The following is a 17,617-nucleotide window of genomic DNA, read 5'->3' as shown; positions in this document are numbered from 1 at the left end:
CGACTCCGCCACACCTCCGCGCATGTGTACGCGTCCACGCGCGTGCACACCTCCGCGCACCCCTGCACCCGTTTCACCCGATGTCGGGCGGATCGATCCGCACCCATACCGCGCCCTCGCTCCCCCGCGCCATCCGCGCCGCCTGAGCGGCCTTCAGCGCACCGGCCAACGCCGCCCCGCGCCCCGGTGGCACCCGGACCAGCGCCCGCTCCCAGTGCTCCCCGGGCGGCGGCGCCCCCACCCGTCGCGGACGCCCCGCCGCCGTGACCGGCAACGGCACCGGGCCGAGCACCTCGGCCTCGGGCGGCAACTCGACGGCACGGAGGAACCCGGTCACCGCCTCCGCCGGTCCCGCCACGGCCGCCATCCGCGACACCGGCGGGAAGCCCAGTTCGGCCCGCTCGGCCAGTTCCCGCACCGCGTGGCCGACGGGGTCCCAGCGCACCAGCGCCTGCACCGGCCGCAGAGTGGGCTCGGCGACCGCGACGACCGTCCCCCCGGCGCTCTGCGGGCGCACCAGGGCGGCGGCGGCCAGCCAGCGCCGCAGCGCGTCCTCGCCGGCGCGCAGGTCGGGCCGGCCGAGCATCGCCCAGCCGTCGAGCAGCAGGGCGGCCGCGTAGCCGCCCTCGGCGACGGGCTCGGCGCCCGGGGTGCTCACGACCAGCGCGGGGGCCTCGGACACGGTGTCCAGCACATGCTCGCGCCCGGAGGTGCGCACCGGCACCGCCGGGAAGGCGCGCCCCAGTTCCTCGGCGGTGCGCCGCGCCCCCACGATCTGCGCGCGCAGCCGGAAGGCCCCGCACTCCGGGCAGTGCCAGCCGCCCTCCTCCCGCCCGCACCACCCGCACCGCAGCGCGGCCCGGGACTCCTGGCCCTCCAACGGCCCGGAGCAGTGCCGGCACCGCGCGGGCGTCCGGCACGCGGCGCACGCCATCCGCGGTACGTAGCCCCGCCGGGGCACCTGCACGAGCACCGGCCCCTGCCGCAGCCCGTCCCGGACGACCTGCCAGGCGAGGGTCGGCAGCCGCGCGGCCCGGGCGGCCTCGTCCCGGGCCAGGTCCTGGTCCCCCACGGTCCGTACGAGCGGAGCGGCGGCCCGCACCTGCTCCCGCGCGGCGACCAGCGGCCGGGCCCAGCCGGTCTCCACGAGCTGGGCGGCCTCCACGGTGCAGTTCCAGCCGCCCAGCAGGAAGGCGCACCTGTCCTGGGCGGCACGCAGCAGCAGTACCTCGCGCGCGTGGGGCTGCGGGGCGTGAAGCTCGCTGTGACTGTCGTCACCGTCGTCCCAGAGGGCGACCAGCCCGAGGTCCCGCACCGGCGCGAACATGGCGGCCCGGGTCCCGATGGCGGCCCGTACGGCCCCCCGGCGTACCGCGAGCCACTGCGCGTACCGCTTCTCCGGCCCGGCGTCCGCGGTGAGCACCGCGTGCCGCCCCTCGCCCAGCAGGGCGGTCAGCGCCGCGTCCGCGCGGGCGACGGCCCGCCCGTCCGGGAGGACGACGAGCGCGCCCCGGCCGGAGGCCAGCGTCGCCGCCACGGCCCGCGCCAGCTCCTCGCTCCACCCCGGGCCGGGCAACGCGTTCCACACCGCACGCGGCGCACCCCCCGAGGCGAGGGCCGCCACGAACGCGGCCCCCTGCTCGTACCGCGTCCAGGACCCCGGCTCGGGCACCGGAGGCACCGGCAGCGGCTCCGGTGACGTCCGCTTCTCGGCGCGCGCGTTGCGCGGTGGTACGGCGAGCTGGAGTACGTCGGCGAGGCTGCCCGCGTAGCGGTCGGCGACCGCCCGCACGAGTCCCAGCAGCTCCTGGTCGAGGACCCGCTCCGGCGAGACGACCTGGGCCAGCGCGGCCAGCGGGCCCGAGTAGTCGGACTCGGCGAGCCGCTCGACGAGGAACCCGTCGATGAGTCCCCCGCCCTCGCGCCGCCCGTCCCGCACCCGGTGCCGCCCGGCCCCGAACCGCACCCGCACCCGCACACCGGGCTGGGCGTCGGCGTCGAGCTCCTCGGGCACGGCGTAGTCGAAGTACCGGTCGAGGTGGAGGACACCCTTGTCGACCAGGACCCGGGCGACGGGCAATTCCTTGGCGAGCGCGGCTCCACGCCAGGTCCGCGGCTTGGCCCGCGGTGTCCTGGCCTTGCGCACGCTCTCCCGGATGAGCGCGAGCTGCTCGGGCGGCGCGTCCTGAGCGCCACCCTCCGCCGGTTCGTTCTCGCTGCTCACACCTGCATTCCTACCAAAGACCACTGACAAACGACGGTGCCCGGGCGCGCACCCCGCGCCCCATGCCTGCCCTGCCCGCCCGCGGACACGCCGAGGCCCGGCGCCCCCACCGGGGACACCGGGCCTCGTGACGTGCCGTCGGGCCTCGGATGCCCTACAGTCCCGCCGCCTGCCGCAGCGCGTCCACGCGGTCGGTGCGCTCCCACGTGAAGTCGGGCAGCTCACGGCCGAAGTGGCCGTACGCCGCGGTCTGGGCGTAGATCGGGCGGAGCAGGTCGAGGTCGCGGATGATGGCGGCCGGGCGGAGGTCGAAGACCTCGTCGATCGCCTTCTCGATCTTCTCGGTGTCGATCTTGGCGGTGCCGAAGGTCTCCACGAAGAGGCCGACCGGCTCGGCCTTGCCGATGGCGTAGGCGACCTGGACCTCGCAGCGGGCGGCGAGGCCCGCGGCGACGACGTTCTTGGCGACCCAGCGCATCGCGTAGGCGGCGGAGCGGTCGACCTTGGACGGGTCCTTGCCGGAGAAGGCGCCACCGCCGTGGCGGGCCATGCCGCCGTAGGTGTCGATGATGATCTTGCGGCCGGTCAGGCCGGCGTCGCCCATCGGGCCGCCGATCTCGAAGCGGCCGGTGGGGTTCACCAGGAGGCGGTAGTTCTCCGTGTCGAGCTTGATGCCGTCCTCGAGCAGCGCCTTCAGCTCCGGCTCGACGACGAATTCCTTGATGTCGGGAGCGAGCAGGGACTCCAGGTCGATGTCGCTGGCGTGCTGGGAGGAGACGACGACCGTGTCGAGGCGGACGGCCTTGTCGCCGTCGTACTCGATGGTGACCTGCGTCTTGCCGTCCGGGCGCAGGTAGGGGATCGTGCCGTTCTTGCGGACGTCCGACAGGCGCTTGGACAGGCGGTGCGCCAGGAAGACCGGCAGCGGCATCAGGGTCGGCGTCTCGTCGGACGCGTAGCCGAACATCAGGCCCTGGTCACCGGCGCCCTGCCGGTCCAGCTCGTCCTCATCGCCCTCGACCCGGTTCTCGTACGCCGTGTCGACGCCCTGCGCGATGTCCGGGGACTGCGCGCCGATCGAGACCGAGACACCGCAGGAGGCGCCGTCGAAGCCCTTCTTCGAGGAGTCGTAGCCGATCTCCAGGATCTTGCCGCGGACCAGCGTGGCGATGTCCGCGTAGGCCTTGGTCGTGACCTCTCCGGCCACGTGCACCAGGCCGGTGGTGATCAGGGTTTCGACGGCGACCCGGGAGGCCGGGTCCTCACGCAGAAGCGCGTCGAGAATGGTGTCGCTGATCTGGTCAGCGATCTTGTCGGGGTGACCCTCGGTCACGGACTCCGAGGTGAACAGGCGACGGGACACAACGCTCCCTGGGGTTGCAGCGGCTGCTGGCTGATCATTGGTGGACGGCACGGGGAGCTGCACCCGGCGACGTCCGAGAACAGTTTATCGGTCGCGCTTCGCCACGGGTCCACCCGTCTCGGCTGTCGGAAGGGCTGTGACCTGCGGCACGGGCATTCTGCCCGGAACGGAGCACCCTTGGCCAGGGTCGCCACGCTCCAATGCCCGGGGTTCGCGAGCCGGGTGGAGTGATTGGGTCATTCAGCCGAGCCGTCGGGCCACGAGGTCCCACACGGTTTCGGCCAGGGCTTCCTTCGGGCCGTGCGCCACCGGGGTCTCGCTGCCGTCGGCGCCGAGGACGACGGCTTCGTTCTCCTCGGATCCGAAGGTCTTGCGCTCCCCCACCTCGTTGACCACGAGGAGGTCGCAGCCCTTGCGCTTCAGCTTGGCCCGGCCGTTGGCGAGGACGTCGTCGGTCTCGGCGGCGAAACCCACGACCACCTGACCGGAGCGGGCCCGGTCCGCGGAGATCTCCGCGAGGATGTCCGGGTTGCGCACCAGGGTGATCGGCGCGGGCTCCTGGTCGTCCTTCTTCTTGATCTTCCCGGCGGCGTACGTCGCCGGCCGGAAGTCCGCGACCGCGGCGGCCATGACGACGGCGTCGGCGTCCGCCGCGGCACGCAGCATCGCCTCGCGCAGTTCCACGGCCGTGCCCACCGGGACCACGTCCACGCCGGCCGGGTCCGGCAGCGACGCGTTCGCCGCGACCAGCGTGACGCGGGCGCCCCGGGCGGCGGCGGTGCGGGCGAGGGCGTAGCCCTGCTTGCCGGAGGAGCGGTTGCCGAGGAAGCGGACCGGGTCGAGGGGCTCTCGGGTGCCGCCGGCGCTGACGACGACATGGCGTCCGGCGAGATCGGGCTCGGCCGCGTCGCGGGCGAGCACCCGGCGGCAGACCTCGAAGATCTCGCCCGGGTCGGGCAGCCGGCCCTTGCCGGTGTCGACGCCGGTGAGGCGGCCGACGGCGGGCTCGACGACGACCGCGCCGCGGCGGCGCAGCGTCGCCACGTTCTCCTGGGTGGCCGGGTGCTCCCACATCTCGGTGTGCATGGCGGGGGCGAAGACGACCGGGCAGCGGGCCGTGAGCAGCGTGTTGGTGAGGAGGTCGTCGGCGAGGCCGTGGGCCGCCTTGGCGAGCATGTCCGCGGTGGCCGGGGCGACGACGACCAGGTCGGCGTGCTGGCCGATGCGCACGTGCGGGACCTCGTGGACGTCGTCCCACACCTCGGTCGACACGGGGTGGCCGGAGAGGGCGGACCAGGTGGCGGCACCGACGAAGTGCAGGGCGGAGGCGGTGGGGACGACCCGGACCTCGTGCCCCGACTCGGTGAATCTGCGCAGCAGCTCACAGGCTTTGTACGCGGCGATACCGCCGCTGACCCCCAGAACGACCTTGGGCTTGTCCACCGTCTCTCCCCGACTCGGAAAACGCGTTCGACCCATCACACACCACAGGCCCGGCAGTCGCGCTGCCGGGCCTGTGGAAAAGTCAGCTTCAGGCTGAGGATACTACCGCCATTGCTGCCGGTACTACTGCGCCGGACCGTCGATGGCCTCGGAGGTCAGCAGCCCCGCGTTGATCTCGCGCAGGGCGATCGAGAGCGGCTTCTCGTGGACGTGGGTGTCGACGAGGGGACCGACGTACTCGAGGAGGCCTTCACCGAGCTGCGAGTAGTACGCGTTGATCTGGCGGGCCCGCTTGGCCGCGTAGATCACGAGGCTGTACTTCGAGTCCGTGGCCTCGAGGAGCTCGTCGATCGGCGGGTTGATGATGCCCTCGGGCGCGGAGATGGAAGAGGACACGCTCTACCTTCCGATGGATGGGAAAGATTCAGTCGAGTGAATCGGCCGGCTGATCGGTCGGGATCAGCAGACCAGTCGCGATCACACGACGTTCGTCAAGGCTAGCAGCTCGCGCGCCACGTCCTCGACGGAGGTGTTGACCAGGGTCTGGTCGAACTCGGGCTCGGCCGCCAGCTCGACCTTGGCGGCGGCGAGGCGGCGCTCGATCACCTCCGGCGGCTCGGTGCCCCGGCCGGTGAGCCTGCGCACCAGCTCCTCCCAGGAGGGCGGGGCCAGGAACACCAGCTGGGCCTCGGGCATGGACTCGCGGACCTGCCGCGCGCCCTGGAGGTCGATCTCCAGGAGCACCGGCTCACCGGCCTCCAGGCGCTCCAGTACGGCGGCACGCGGCGTGCCGTAGCGGTTGCCGGCGAACTCGGCCCACTCCAGCAGCTCGCCGTTGGCGATCAGCTTGTCCATCTCCTCGTCGGTGACGAAGAAGTAGTGGACGCCGTGCTGCTCGCCGGGGCGGGGTCTGCGGGTCGTCGCCGAGACCGACAGCCAGACCTCGGGGTGTTCCTTGCGCATATGGGCGACGACCGTGCTCTTGCCGACCCCCGAGGGGCCGGAGAGCACGGTCAGCCGCGGACGTGCGTCCGGGGGTACGGGGGACGTCCCCCGGGGTGTTGCAGCCATGCAGCGATTATTCCAGCAATCCCGGAGTGCTCCGGACTCAGCTGCCGGTGCTGCCGAACTCGCGCTCCAGGGAGGCGATCTGGTTGGAACCGAGCCCACGCACACGGCGGCTCTCGGAGATGCCCAGTCGCTCCATGATCTGCTTGGCGCGGACCTTGCCCACGCCCGGCAGGGACTCGAGGAGGGCGGAGACCTTCATCTTGCCGATGACGTCGTTCTCCTGGCCCTGCTTGATGACCTCGTGGAGGGAGGCGCCGGAGTGCTTGAGTCGATTCTTGACCTCGGCCCGCTCCCGGCGAGCCGCGGCGGCCTTTTCGAGCGCGGCTGCGCGCTGTTCAGGGGTAAGGGGCGGAAGAGCCACGCCTACGTCACCTCGGATGTCGAACTGTCGGATACGGACCGGTGAGGAACCTAGTCGCCCCACACCTGGGGAGCCACGAGCAACACGCTCGCCCGTTGACTCCTGTCGGAGACTAGCGGTCATGTCCGCCAGAGTCAGCGAGAACAGCGGAAAAGTCCTGGTCAGCCTCCGCCAGGCCTGACATTTAGGACATATTGCCTCGGATTTGAGGATGTATTCAGCATCAGGCCGCCGTGACCGCGGTCCTGATCTCCTCCGCGAAACGGTCCGCGGCCCTCCGCAACGCCGGCTCATCGGGGCCGTGACGCAGAACACCCCGGCTGACGTTGGGAACGACGTTGCGCACCGCGGCGCCGAAGACCCGCGGCAGATCCGCCGGGGTGGCTCCCTGCGCGCCGATGCCCGGCGCCAGGAGCGGGCCGTTGATGTCCAGGTCGTACGACGACAGGTCGCCGAGGGTGGCGCCGACCACCGCGCCGAAGGAACCCAGCGGCGCCTCCCCCGCGTTCTCCGCGGCCAGGTGTGCCAGCATCGTCGCCCCGACGCCGCGTCCGTCGGCGCGGACCGCGTGCTGGACCTCGCCGCCCTCCGGGTTGGAGGTCAGCGCCAGCACGAACAGCCCCGCGCCGCTCTCGCGTGCCATGTCGACGGCCGGCTTCAGGGAGCCGTAGCCCAGGTACGGCGAGACGGTGAGCGCGTCCGAGAACAGCGGGGCGTCCTTGCGCAGGAAGGACTCGGCGTACGCCGCCATGGTCGAACCGATGTCCCCGCGCTTGGCGTCCATGACGACCAGCGCGCCGGCCGCCCGCGCCTCTTCGACCGACTTCTCCAGGACGGCGACGCCGCGCGATCCGAAGCGCTCGAAGAAGGCGCTCTGCGGCTTGAGGACGGCGACCCGGTCGGCCACCGCCTCGACGACGGTGCGGCTGAAGCGCTCCAGGCCCGCCACGTCGTCGTCCAGGCCCCACTCGGCGAGCAGGGAGGCGTGCGGGTCGATGCCGACGCACAGCGGGCCGCGCTCGTCCATCGCGCGGCGCAGCCGGGCGCCGAAGGGCTCGAGTGCCGTCGTGCTGGTCATCGGGGCTTCCTCACATCGGCGCCGACCGCGTCGGCGAGGGTGGCGTAGGGGCTCTGCCGCAGGCGCGCGGCGAGGCCCTTGTGGACGGCGCGGCTCCAGAAGGGCCCCTCGTAGATGAACGCGCTGTAGCCCTGGACCAGCGTGGCCCCGGCCAGGATGCGCTGCCAGGCGTCCTCGGCGGTCTCGACGCCGCCGACGCCCACCAGGGTGAGCCGGTCGCCCACGCGCGCGTAGAGGCGGCGCAGCACCTCCAGGGACCGCTCCTTGAGGGGGGCGCCGGACAGTCCGCCGGTCTCCCGCACCAGGACGGGCGAGGACGTCAGGCCGAGTCCCTCGCGCGCGATGGTGGTGTTGGTGGCGATGATGCCGTCCAGGCCCAGCTCCACGGCCAGGTCGGCGACGGCGTCGACGTCCTCGTCGGCGAGGTCCGGCGCGATCTTCACCAGGAGGGGGACGCGCCGCGCGGTGACCGCGCGGTCGGCGGCCTCGCGGACCGCGGTCAGCAGCGGACGCAGCGCCTCGGTGGCCTGGAGGTTGCGCAGGCCGGGCGTGTTCGGGGAGGAGACGTTGACGACGAGGTAGTCGGCGTGCGGGGCCAGCCGTTCGGCGGACTTCACGTAGTCGCCGACGGCCTCCTCCTCCGGGACGACCTTCGTCTTGCCGATGTTGACGCCGACGACGGTCCGGAAGACGGCCGTACGGGAGGCCAGGCGGGCGGCGACGGCCAGCGAACCGTCGTTGTTGAAGCCCATGCGGTTGATCAGCGCCCGGTCGGCCACGAGCCGGAACAGCCGCTTCTTGGGGTTGCCGGGCTGCGGCTCCCCCGTCACGGTGCCGATCTCGACGTGGTCGAAGCCGAGCATCGCCATGCCGTCGACGGCGACCGCGTTCTTGTCGAAGCCGGCGGCGAGCCCGAAGGGCCCGTGCATGCGCAGGCCCAGGGCCTCGGTGCGCAGCTCCTTGTGGCGCGGCGCGAGCGCGGCGGCGACGAAGGTGCGCAGCACGGGGACGCGGACGGCGAGACGGATCCAGCGGAAGGCGAGGTGGTGGGCCTGTTCCGGGTCCATGCGGGAGAAGACGAGCTTGAAGAAGATCTTGTACATGTGTCCTCGTGAAGCCTCTGTGACGCTCGGGGGGCTCATGAAGAGGGGGACACCGTTTCCGGTGTCCCCCTCGGGGCTGCTAGTCGCGGGCCGCGATCAGGAACTCCGCGTGTTCCTGGAGCGAGCGCACTCCCACGTCTCCGTGGGTGAGGGCGTCGATGCCCTGGACCGCCGCGGCGAGCGCCTGGACCGTCGTCAGGCACGGCACGGAGCGTGCCACGGCCGCCGTACGGATGTCGTAGCCGTCGAGGCGGCCGCCGGTGCCGTACGGGGTGTTGACGATGAGGTCGACCTCGCCGTCGTGGATCAGCTGGACGATGGTCTTCTCGCCGTTCGGACCGGTGCCCTCGGACTGCTTGCGCACGACGGTGGCGTTGATGCCGTTGCGCTTGAGGACCTCGGCGGTGCCGGAGGTGGCCATCAGCTCGAAGCCGTGGGCGACCAGCTCGCGGGCCGGGAAGATCATCGAGCGCTTGTCGCGGTTGGCGACCGAGATGAACGCCCGCCCCTTGGTCGGCAGCGGCCCGTACGCGCCGGCCTGCGACTTGGCGTACGCCGTGCCGAAGACCGAGTCGATGCCCATGACCTCGCCGGTGGAGCGCATCTCCGGGCCGAGGACCGTGTCGACGCCGCGGCCGTGGATGTCCCGGAAGCGGGACCACGGCATCACGGCCTCCTTGACGGAGATCGGCGCGTCCAGCGGCAGTTCGCCGCCGTCGCCGCCTGCCGGGAGCAGGCCCTCGGCGCGCAGCTCGGCGATGGTGGCGCCCAGCGAGATGCGGGCGGCGGCCTTGGCCAGCGGCACCGCGGTCGCCTTCGAGGTGAAGGGGACGGTGCGCGAGGCGCGCGGGTTGGCCTCCAGGACGTAGAGGATGTCCCCGGCCAGCGCGAACTGGATGTTGATCAGGCCGCGCACGCCGACGCCCTTGGCGATGCCCTCGGTGGAGGCGCGCAGCCGCTTGATGTCGAAGCCGCCGAGCGTGATCGGGGGCAGGGCGCACGCCGAGTCGCCGGAGTGGATACCGGCCTCCTCGATGTGCTCCATGACGCCGCCGAGGTACAGCTCCTCGCCGTCGTACAGGGCGTCCACGTCGATCTCGATCGCGTCGTCCAGGAACCGGTCGACCAGGACCGGGCGGGACGGGCTGATCTCGGTCGACTCGGCGATGTACGCCTCCAGGCGGGTCTCGTCGTAGACGATCTCCATGCCGCGTCCGCCGAGGACGTAGGAGGGCCGCACGAGGACCGGGTAGCCGATCTCGTCGGCGATGGCCTTGGCCCCGGCGAAGGTGGTGGCGGTGCCGTGCTTGGGGGCCGGCAGGCCGGCCTCCGCGAGGACCTGTCCGAAGGCGCCCCGGTCCTCGGCGGCGTGGATGGCCTCGGGCGAGGTGCCGACGACCGGCACGCCGTTGTCCTTGAGCGCCTGGGCCAGGCCCAGCGGGGTCTGGCCGCCGAGCTGGACGATCACACCCGCGATCGGGCCGGCCTGCTGCTCGGCGTGGACGATCTCCAGGACGTCCTCCAGCGTGAGCGGCTCGAAGTACAGCCGGTCGGAGGTGTCGTAGTCGGTGGAGACGGTCTCCGGGTTGCAGTTGACCATCACGGTCTCGTACCCGGCGTCGCTGAGCGCGAAGGAGGCGTGGACGCAGGAGTAGTCGAACTCGATGCCCTGGCCGATGCGGTTCGGGCCGGAGCCCAGGATGATGACGGCCGGCTTCTCGCGGCGCGCGACCTCGGTCTCCTCGTCGTAGGAGGAGTAGAAGTACGGCGTCCTCGCGGCGAACTCGGCGGCGCAGGTGTCGACCGTCTTGTAGACCGGGCGGATGCCGAGCGCGTGCCGGACCTCTCGGACGACGTCCTCGCGCAGGCCGCGGATCTCGCCGAGCTGCTGGTCGGAGAAGCCGTGCCGCTTGGCCTCGGCGAGCAGGTCGGCGGTCAGTTCGGGCGCCTCGGCGAGCTCGTCGGCGATCTCCTTGATGAGGAAGAGCTGGTCGACGAACCAGGGGTCGATCTTCGTGTACTCGAAGACCTCCTCGGGGGTGGCGCCCGCGCGGATGGCCTGCATGACGGCGTTGATCCGCCCGTCGGTCGGCCGGACGGCCTCGCGCAGCAGTTCCGTCTTGTCGCCGGGCTCGCCGACGAAGGTGAACTGGCTGCCCTTCTTCTCCAGCGAGCGCAGCGCCTTCTGGAAGGCCTCGGTGAAGTTGCGGCCGATGGCCATGGCCTCGCCGACCGACTTCATGGTGGTGGTCAGCGTGGAGTCCGCGCTCGGGAACTTCTCGAAGGCGAACCGCGGGGCCTTGACGACCACGTAGTCGAGGGTCGGCTCGAAGGAGGCCGGGGTCTCCTGCGTGATGTCGTTCGGGATCTCGTCCAGGGTGTAGCCGACGGCCAGCTTGGCGGCGATCTTGGCGATCGGGAAGCCGGTCGCCTTGGAGGCGAGGGCCGAGGAGCGCGACACGCGCGGGTTCATCTCGATGACGATGACGCGGCCGTCCTCGGGGTTCACCGCGAACTGGATGTTGCAGCCGCCGGTGTCGACGCCGACCTCGCGGATGATCGCGATGCCGACGTCGCGGAGCACCTGGTACTCGCGGTCGGTCAGCGTCATCGCGGGCGCGACGGTGATCGAGTCGCCGGTGTGGACGCCCATGGGGTCGAAGTTCTCGATGGAGCAGACGACCACGACGTTGTCGTGCTTGTCGCGCATCAGCTCCAGCTCGTACTCCTTCCAGCCGAGGATGGACTCCTCCAGGAGCACCTCGGTGGTCGGCGAGAGGGTGAGGCCCTGCCCGGCGATGCGGCGCAGTTCCTCCTCGTCGTGGGCGAAGCCGGAGCCCGCGCCGCCCATGGTGAAGGAGGGGCGGACGACGACCGGGTAGCCGCCGAGCTCCTCGACGCCCTTGAGGACGTCGTCCATGGAGTGGCAGATGTAGGAGCGGGCCGACTCGCCGTGGCCGATCTTCTTGCGGACCTCCTCGACGACGTCCTTGAAGAGGTCGCGGTCCTCGCCCTTGTTGATGGCCTCGACATTGGCGCCGATCAGCTCGACGCCGTACTTCTCCAGGACGCCGTTGCCGTGCAGGGAGATCGCGGTGTTCAGGGCTGTCTGGCCGCCCAGGGTGGGCAGCAGCGCGTCGGGCCGCTCCTTGGCGATGATCTTCTCGACGAACTCGGGGGTGATCGGCTCGACGTAGGTGGCGTCGGCGATCTCCGGGTCGGTCATGATCGTCGCCGGGTTGGAGTTCACCAGGACGACGCGCAGGCCCTCGGCCTTGAGCACGCGGCACGCCTGGGTACCGGAGTAGTCGAACTCGGCGGCCTGGCCGATGACGATCGGGCCGGAGCCGATGACCAGGACGGACTGGATATCGGTGCGCTTAGGCACGCTGGCCCTCCATCGAGACTGTGCTCATCAAAGACGTGAAGCGGTCGAACAGGTAGGCGGCGTCGTGCGGGCCGGCCGCCGCTTCGGGGTGGTACTGGACGCTGAAGGCCGGCCGGTCGAGGAGCTGGAGGCCCTCCACCACGTTGTCGTTGAGGCAGACGTGGGAGACCTCGGCGCGGCCGTAGGGGGTGTCGGAGACCTTGTCGAGCGGGGCGTCGACGGCGAAGCCGTGGTTGTGCGCGGTGACCTCGACCTTGCCGGTCGTACGGTCCTGCACCGGCTGGTTGATGCCGCGGTGGCCGTACTTCAGCTTGAAGGTGCCGAAGCCGAGGGCGCGGCCCAGGATCTGGTTGCCGAAGCAGATGCCGAAGAGCGGGGTGCCGCGCTCCAGGACGCCGCGCATGACCGAGACCGGGTGGTCGGCGGTGGCGGGGTCGCCGGGGCCGTTGGAGAAGAACACGCCGTCGGGGTTGACGGCGTAGACGTCCTCGACGGTCGCCGTGGCGGGCAGGACGTGCACCTCTATGCCGCGCTCGGCCATGCGGTGCGGGGTCATGCCCTTGATGCCGAGGTCGATGGCGGCGACGGTGTACTTCTTCTCACCGATCGCCGGGACGACGTACGCCTCGGTGGTGGCGACCTCGGCGGAGAGGTCGGCGCCGGTCATCTCGGGGGCTTCCTTGACGCGTGCCAGCAGCGTGGCGTCGTCCTGGACGGCCTCGCCGCTGAAGATGCCGACGCGCATGGCGCCGCGCTCACGCAGGTGGCGGGTGAGGGCGCGGGTGTCGATGCCGGAGATGCCGACGACGTCCTGGACGGCCAGTTCCTCGTCCAGCGTGCGCGTCGAGCGCCAGTTGGAGGGCACGCGCGCGGGGTCGCGCACGACGTAGCCGGAGACCCAGATCCTCTTGGACTCCATGTCCTCGTCGTTGACGCCGGTGTTGCCGACGTGCGGGGCGGTCATCACGACGACCTGGCGGTGGTACGACGGGTCGGTGAGGGTCTCCTGGTAGCCGGTCATGCCGGTGGAGAACACGGCTTCGCCGAACGTGGCCCCCACGGCCCCGTAGGCACGGCCGCGGAAGATCCGGCCGTCCTCCAGGACGAGTACGGCGGGAGTTTTCACAGCTCCCCGGGTGGAGGTCGTCATCGTGCGCCTTCCGTTTCCGTCTTGTTGATCATGTCGTTCAGGGTCTCGACCCAGTCGTTGTGCTCGGCCGCGTGGTCGGAGCGGAAGCCGGAGTCGATCATCTTGTCGCCGTGCTCCCAGGTGACGACCAGGAGGCCGCCCTCGGTGAGGACCTTGCCGGCGATGCCCTTGTCGAGCCGGGCCTCGCGCAGTGCGGCGACGGGGACGAAGAAGTCGTCCGCGCCGGGGCGTACGACGTCCAGTCCCGCGTCCGTCAGTGTCAGCTCGACCCGGCTGCGGGTGCCCAGGCCGTGCGCCACGATGCGGTCCAGCCACTGTCCGGCGGTGGTGGAGCCGTGATAGCGGCCACTCAGGCTCATTCTGGGCGGGCCGGGGGCGTCCGGCGCGCTGGGCAGCTCCGGCAGGTCGCCCTGGAGGGTGCTGCGCCACTTCCAGCCCTCGCGCATCAGCCAGTAGACGAGGGCGACGAACAGGCCGAGGCCGACGACCCAGCCGAGGCGGGCGGCCCAGTCGGTCACTTCCGCCGATTCCTTCTCGGCGGCCAGCAGGATGAAAGGTGTCACGTGAGCTTCCCGTCGACGAGCGTGGCCTTGCCCCGCAGCCACGTGTGCGTCACACGGCCCGGCAGCTCACGACCCTCGTAGGGGGTGTTGCGGCTGCGCGAGGCGAAGCCCGCGGGGTCCACCTGACCACGGTATGCCGCCTCGACGAGGGTGAGGTTGGCGGGCTCACCAGCCGAGACGGGACGGCCGTGCCCGGTGGCCTGTCCGATCTGCGCGGGCTTGAAGGACATCCGGTCGGCGACGCCGGCCCAGTCCAGCAGGCCCGTGTCCACCATGGTCTCCTGCACCACCGACAGCGCGGTCTCCAGGCCGACCATGCCCATGGCGGCGGCGGCCCACTCGCAGTCCTTGTCCTCGTGCGGGTGCGGGGCGTGGTCGGTGGCGACGATGTCGATCGTGCCGTCGGCGAGCGCCTCGCGCAGCGCCATCACGTCGCGCTCCGTGCGCAGCGGCGGGTTGACCTTGTAGACCGGGTTGTACGACCGGACCAGCTCGTCGGTGAGGAGCAGGTGGTGCGGGGTGACCTCGGCGGTGACGTCGATGCCGCGGGACTTGGCCCAGCGGACGATCTCGACGCTGCCGGCCGTCGACAGGTGGCAGATGTGGACGCGGGAGCCGACGTGCTCGGCGAGCAGCACGTCCCGGGCGATGACCGACTCCTCGGCGACGGCGGGCCAGCCGCCGAGACCCAGCTCGGCGGAGACGACGCCCTCGTTCATCTGGGCGCCCTCGGTGAGCCGGGGCTCCTGGGCGTGCTGGGCGACGACGCCGCCGAAGGCCTTCACGTACTCCAGGGCGCGGCGCATGATCACGGCGTCGTGGACGCACTTGCCGTCGTCGGAGAAGACGGTGACGCCGGCCGCGGACTCGTGCATGGCGCCCAGCTCCGCGAGCTTGGCACCCTCCAGGCCGACGGTGACGGCGCCGATGGGCTGCACGTCGCAGTAGCCGGACTCCTTGCCGAGCCGCCAGACCTGCTCGACGACGCCGGCGGTGTCGGCGACCGGGAAGGTGTTGGCCATGGCGAAGACGTTGGTGTAGCCGCCGCTCGCCGCCGCGCGGGTACCGGTGAGGACGGTCTCGGAGTCCTCGCGGCCGGGCTCGCGCAGGTGGGTGTGCAGGTCGACCAGGCCGGGCAGCAGCACCTTGCCGTCGGCCTCGACGACCTCGGCGCCCTCGGCGGAGAGGTTCTGGCCGACCGCCTCGATGACGGCCCCGTCGATCAGCACGTCCTGCGGCTCGCCGCCGAGCACCTTCGCACCGCGGATCAGGGTCTTGCTCATGTTCTTACTTCTCCTCGGTGGGACGGGCGTGGGAGACGGCGGGTTCGTTGCCGCCGAGCAGCAGGTACAGGACGGCCATCCGGATGGAGACGCCGTTGGTGACCTGCTCGACGGCGGTGCAGCGGTCGGAGTCGGCGACCTCGGCGGTGATCTCCATGCCGCGGACCATCGGGCCGGGGTGCATCACGATGGAGTGGCCGGGCATCTTCGCCATGCGGTCGCCGTCGAGGCCGTAGCGGCGGGAGTACTCGCGCTCGGTCGGGAAGAACGCGGCGTTCATGCGCTCGCGCTGCACGCGCAGCAGCATCACCGCGTCGGACTTGGTCAGGGTCGAGTCGAGGTCGTAGGAGACCTCGCAGGGCCAGGTCTCGACGCCGACCGGCAGCAGGGTGGGCGGGGCGACGAGGGTCACCTCGGCACCCAGGGTGTGCAGCAGGTCGACGTTGGAGCGGGCGACCCTGCTGTGCAGGATGTCGCCGACGAGCGTGATCCTGCGCCCGTCCAGGTCCTTGCCGAGGCCGGTGTCGCGGCCGACCAGGCGGCGGCGCATGGTGAAGGCGTCCAGCAGGGCCTGGGTGGGGTGCTGGTGGGTGCCGTCGCCGGCGTTGATGACGTGGGCGTCGATCCAGCCGGAGGTGGCCAGCCGGTACGGGGCCCCGGAGGCGCCGTGCCGGATGACGACGGCGTCGACGCCCATGGCCTCCAGCGTCTGGGCGGTGTCCTTGAGGGACTCGCCCTTGGAGACGCTCGATCCCTTGGCGGTGAAGTTGATGACGTCCGCGGACAGCCGCTTCTCCGCGGCCTCGAAGGAGATCCGGGTCCGCGTCGAGTCCTCGAAGAAGAGGTTGACGACGGTACGGCCGCGCAGGGTCGGCAGTTTCTTGATCGGCCGGTCGGCGACCCGGGCCATCTCCTCGGCGGTGTCGAGGATCAGGACGGCGTCGTCGCGGGTGAGGTCGGCGGCCGAGATGAGATGACGCTGCATCTGTCAGGCTCCGTAGGGCGATTCATGCGGAAGAGCGGGATAATTCGGGCGGCCGGGCGTGCGTGCGGGCACACCGAGCGGGCGTACGGCACGGCTGGGCGCGTACGCGAGGTGCTAGGGGTGGGCGCCCGGGGCGGCCGGCTTGGCACCGAGCAGCACGGTGTCGCGACCGTCCTCCTCGGCGAGCTGGACCTTGACCGTCTCCCGCAGCGACGTCGGGAGGTTCTTGCCGACGTAGTCGGCGCGGATGGGCAGTTCGCGGTGGCCCCGGTCGACGAGCACGGCGAGCTGCACCGCGCGCGGGCGGCCGATGTCGTTCAGCGCGTCGAGGGCGGCGCGGATGGTGCGGCCGGAGAAGAGCACGTCGTCGACGAGGACGACCAGGCGGCCGTCGATGCCGTCACCGGGGATCTCCGTGCGGGCCAGGGCACGCGGCGGGTGCATGCGCAGGTCGTCGCGGTACATGGTGATGTCGAGCGAGCCGACCGGCATCTTGCGTTCGGTGATCTGCTCGAGCTTGTCGGCGAGCCGGCGGGCGAGGAAGACGCCCCGGGTCGGAATGCCGAGGAGCACCACGTCGTCGGCGCCCTTGGCGCGTTCGACGATCTCGTGGGCGATACGGGTCAGGACCCGCGCGATGTCGGGCCCTTCGAGAACGGGCCGCGCGTCGGACCGCGTGTCCCGCGGATCACTCTGGAGCGCGTTCGGTCGCGCGTCCTGCTGTTCGTCCTGCTGCTTGTCCATAAGAAACGGACCTCCTTCTCCGCCTCACGGGACGGACGTTAAAGGACGTCGAATATGCGCCACCTACGGTATCAGGCTCACGGAGGCGCTCCGACGGCGCCCGCGACACTCCCCCGTCACTCTTCTGCCGCATCCGCGTCACCCGCTCGGAGTAGCCGATCTCGGATACCACGGAAGAGTCGGTGCGGACCATTCGGCTTGACGCAGGAGAGTAACGCTGCGTAACCTCACAGTGAGTTACCAGCCGCGCGGCACGCAACACAGCAGCCGCGTCGACACCTTGTCCGGGGAGCCATATGTCCAGCGAATACGCCAAACAGCTCGGGGCCAAGCTCCGGGCCATCCGCACCCAGCAGGGCCTTTCCCTCCACGGTGTCGAGGAGAAGTCCCAGGGCCGCTGGAAGGCCGTCGTGGTCGGTTCGTACGAGCGCGGCGACCGTGCCGTGACCGTGCAGCGCCTCGCCGAGCTGGCGGATTTCTACGGCGTTCCCGTGCAGGAGCTGCTGCCCGGCACCACTCCGGGCGGGGCCGCCGAGCCGCCGCCGAAGCTGGTCCTGGACCTGGAGCAGCTGGCCACGGTGCCGGCCGAGAAGGCGGGCCCGCTGCAGCGTTACGCGGCCACGATCCAGTCGCAGCGCGGTGACTACAACGGCAAGGTGCTCTCGATCCGTCAGGACGACCTGCGCACGCTCGCCGTCATCTACGACCAGTCGCCCTCGGTCCTCACCGAGCAGCTGATCAGCTGGGGTGTGCTGGACGCGGACGCGCGCCGCGCGGTGGCGTCCCACGAGGACGCCTGAGGCGCACCCGCCCCAGCAGAAACGTGCCGCCGGGGGTGGCCGGAACCAAGCGGTTCCGGCC

Annotated in this window: 15 protein-coding genes; 1 reads left to right on the top strand and 14 read right to left on the bottom strand. The window is 71.4% G+C overall.

Translation table 11 applies throughout. From position 1 onward, the window contains the following. Window positions 1–73: 73 nt before the first annotated feature. The 14 genes from QC283_RS34505 to pyrR all read right to left on the bottom strand — a co-directional run bounded on the left by QC283_RS34505 (window position 74) and on the right by pyrR (window position 16,756). Window positions 74–2,224: a primosomal protein N' gene (locus tag QC283_RS34505; RefSeq protein WP_279565712.1), complete on the bottom strand. Its 2,151-nt coding sequence runs from the start codon at window positions 2,222–2,224 to the stop codon at window positions 74–76. 154 nt (window positions 2,225–2,378) lie between these two features. Then, window positions 2,379–3,587 (bottom strand): methionine adenosyltransferase, encoded by a 1,209-nt coding sequence (metK, locus tag QC283_RS34500; protein WP_279565711.1) that lies wholly within the window; start codon window positions 3,585–3,587, stop codon window positions 2,379–2,381. A gap of 240 nt (window positions 3,588–3,827) precedes the next feature. Further along, window positions 3,828–5,030 carry a bifunctional phosphopantothenoylcysteine decarboxylase/phosphopantothenate--cysteine ligase CoaBC gene (gene coaBC, locus QC283_RS34495; RefSeq protein ID WP_279565710.1) on the bottom strand — a complete coding sequence of 401 codons (1,203 nt, stop codon included), beginning with the start codon at window positions 5,028–5,030 and terminating at the stop codon, window positions 3,828–3,830. A 123-nt stretch (window positions 5,031–5,153) separates the two neighbouring features. Next, window positions 5,154–5,426 (bottom strand): DNA-directed RNA polymerase subunit omega, encoded by a 273-nt coding sequence (rpoZ, locus tag QC283_RS34490; RefSeq protein WP_018570191.1) that lies wholly within the window; start codon window positions 5,424–5,426, stop codon window positions 5,154–5,156. Window positions 5,427–5,507: 81 nt separating this feature from the next. Beyond that, window positions 5,508–6,101, bottom strand: coding sequence for a guanylate kinase (gmk, locus tag QC283_RS34485; protein ID WP_210961445.1), 594 nt, complete (start codon window positions 6,099–6,101; stop codon window positions 5,508–5,510). Between the two features lie 37 nt (window positions 6,102–6,138). Then, complete coding sequence (locus tag QC283_RS34480; protein WP_003977346.1) at window positions 6,139–6,462, bottom strand: integration host factor; 324 nt, start codon at window positions 6,460–6,462, stop codon at window positions 6,139–6,141. Between the two features lie 223 nt (window positions 6,463–6,685). After that, a complete protein-coding gene (gene pyrF, locus QC283_RS34475; protein ID WP_279565709.1) occupies window positions 6,686–7,540 on the bottom strand; it encodes an orotidine-5'-phosphate decarboxylase in 855 nt (284 codons plus the stop codon). Further along, the gene (locus QC283_RS34470; protein ID WP_279565708.1) at window positions 7,537–8,643 is read right to left on the bottom strand and encodes a quinone-dependent dihydroorotate dehydrogenase; all 1,107 of its coding nucleotides are present in this window, start codon (window positions 8,641–8,643) and stop codon (window positions 7,537–7,539) included. Before QC283_RS34470 ends, pyrF begins: the two co-directional genes overlap by 4 nt. 79 nt (window positions 8,644–8,722) lie before the next feature. After that, window positions 8,723–12,031 (bottom strand): carbamoyl-phosphate synthase large subunit, encoded by a 3,309-nt coding sequence (gene carB, locus QC283_RS34465; protein ID WP_279565707.1) that lies wholly within the window; start codon window positions 12,029–12,031, stop codon window positions 8,723–8,725. Beyond that, the gene (gene carA, locus QC283_RS34460) at window positions 12,024–13,181 is read right to left on the bottom strand and encodes a glutamine-hydrolyzing carbamoyl-phosphate synthase small subunit (protein WP_279565706.1); all 1,158 of its coding nucleotides are present in this window, start codon (window positions 13,179–13,181) and stop codon (window positions 12,024–12,026) included. Before carA ends, carB begins: the two co-directional genes overlap by 8 nt. Next, complete coding sequence (locus QC283_RS34455; protein ID WP_279565705.1) at window positions 13,178–13,744, bottom strand: PH-like domain-containing protein; 567 nt, start codon at window positions 13,742–13,744, stop codon at window positions 13,178–13,180. Before QC283_RS34455 ends, carA begins: the two co-directional genes overlap by 4 nt. Beyond that, window positions 13,741–15,027 carry a dihydroorotase gene (locus QC283_RS34450; RefSeq protein ID WP_279565704.1) on the bottom strand — a complete coding sequence of 429 codons (1,287 nt, stop codon included), beginning with the start codon at window positions 15,025–15,027 and terminating at the stop codon, window positions 13,741–13,743. The genes QC283_RS34455 and QC283_RS34450 overlap by 4 nt, the downstream gene beginning before the upstream one ends. Before the next feature lie 4 nt (window positions 15,028–15,031). Beyond that, window positions 15,032–16,012, bottom strand: a complete 981-nt coding sequence (locus tag QC283_RS34445; RefSeq protein ID WP_279565703.1) for an aspartate carbamoyltransferase catalytic subunit — start codon at window positions 16,010–16,012, stop codon at window positions 15,032–15,034. A gap of 114 nt (window positions 16,013–16,126) precedes the next feature. Further along, complete coding sequence (gene pyrR, locus QC283_RS34440) at window positions 16,127–16,756, bottom strand: bifunctional pyr operon transcriptional regulator/uracil phosphoribosyltransferase PyrR (RefSeq protein WP_279565702.1); 630 nt, start codon at window positions 16,754–16,756, stop codon at window positions 16,127–16,129. A gap of 296 nt (window positions 16,757–17,052) precedes the next feature. Here pyrR and bldD point away from each other — a divergent pair, with 296 nt between their 5' ends. Continuing rightward, a complete protein-coding gene (gene bldD / locus QC283_RS34435; RefSeq protein ID WP_279565701.1) occupies window positions 17,053–17,556 on the top strand; it encodes a transcriptional regulator BldD in 504 nt (167 codons plus the stop codon). Window positions 17,557–17,617 lie beyond the last annotated feature (61 nt).

The sequence above is a fragment of the Streptomyces sp. DH41 genome (assembly GCF_029813785.1).
In the GTDB taxonomy this organism is placed as follows: domain Bacteria; phylum Actinomycetota; class Actinomycetes; order Streptomycetales; family Streptomycetaceae; genus Streptomyces.
The sequence above is the reverse complement of the archived record's forward strand: the minus strand, read 5'-3'. Positions and strand labels throughout refer to the sequence as shown.

Bases quoted from the DNA above. Each gene is read 5' to 3' on its own strand.
- gmk (WP_210961445.1), bottom strand. From the start codon at position 6,101: ATGGCTGCAACACCCCGGGGGACGTCCCCCGTACCCCCGGACGCACGT.
- pyrF (WP_279565709.1), bottom strand. From the start codon at position 7,540: ATGACCAGCACGACGGCACTCGAGCCCTTCGGCGCCCGGCTGCGCCGC.
- QC283_RS34470 (WP_279565708.1), bottom strand. From the start codon at position 8,643: ATGTACAAGATCTTCTTCAAGCTCGTCTTCTCCCGCATGGACCCGGAA.
- carA (WP_279565706.1), bottom strand. From the start codon at position 13,181: ATGACGACCTCCACCCGGGGAGCTGTGAAAACTCCCGCCGTACTCGTC.
- QC283_RS34450 (WP_279565704.1), bottom strand. From the start codon at position 15,027: ATGAGCAAGACCCTGATCCGCGGTGCGAAGGTGCTCGGCGGCGAGCCG.
- QC283_RS34445 (WP_279565703.1), bottom strand. From the start codon at position 16,012: ATGCAGCGTCATCTCATCTCGGCCGCCGACCTCACCCGCGACGACGCC.
- pyrR (WP_279565702.1), bottom strand. From the start codon at position 16,756: ATGGACAAGCAGCAGGACGAACAGCAGGACGCGCGACCGAACGCGCTC.
- bldD (WP_279565701.1), top strand. From the start codon at position 17,053: ATGTCCAGCGAATACGCCAAACAGCTCGGGGCCAAGCTCCGGGCCATC.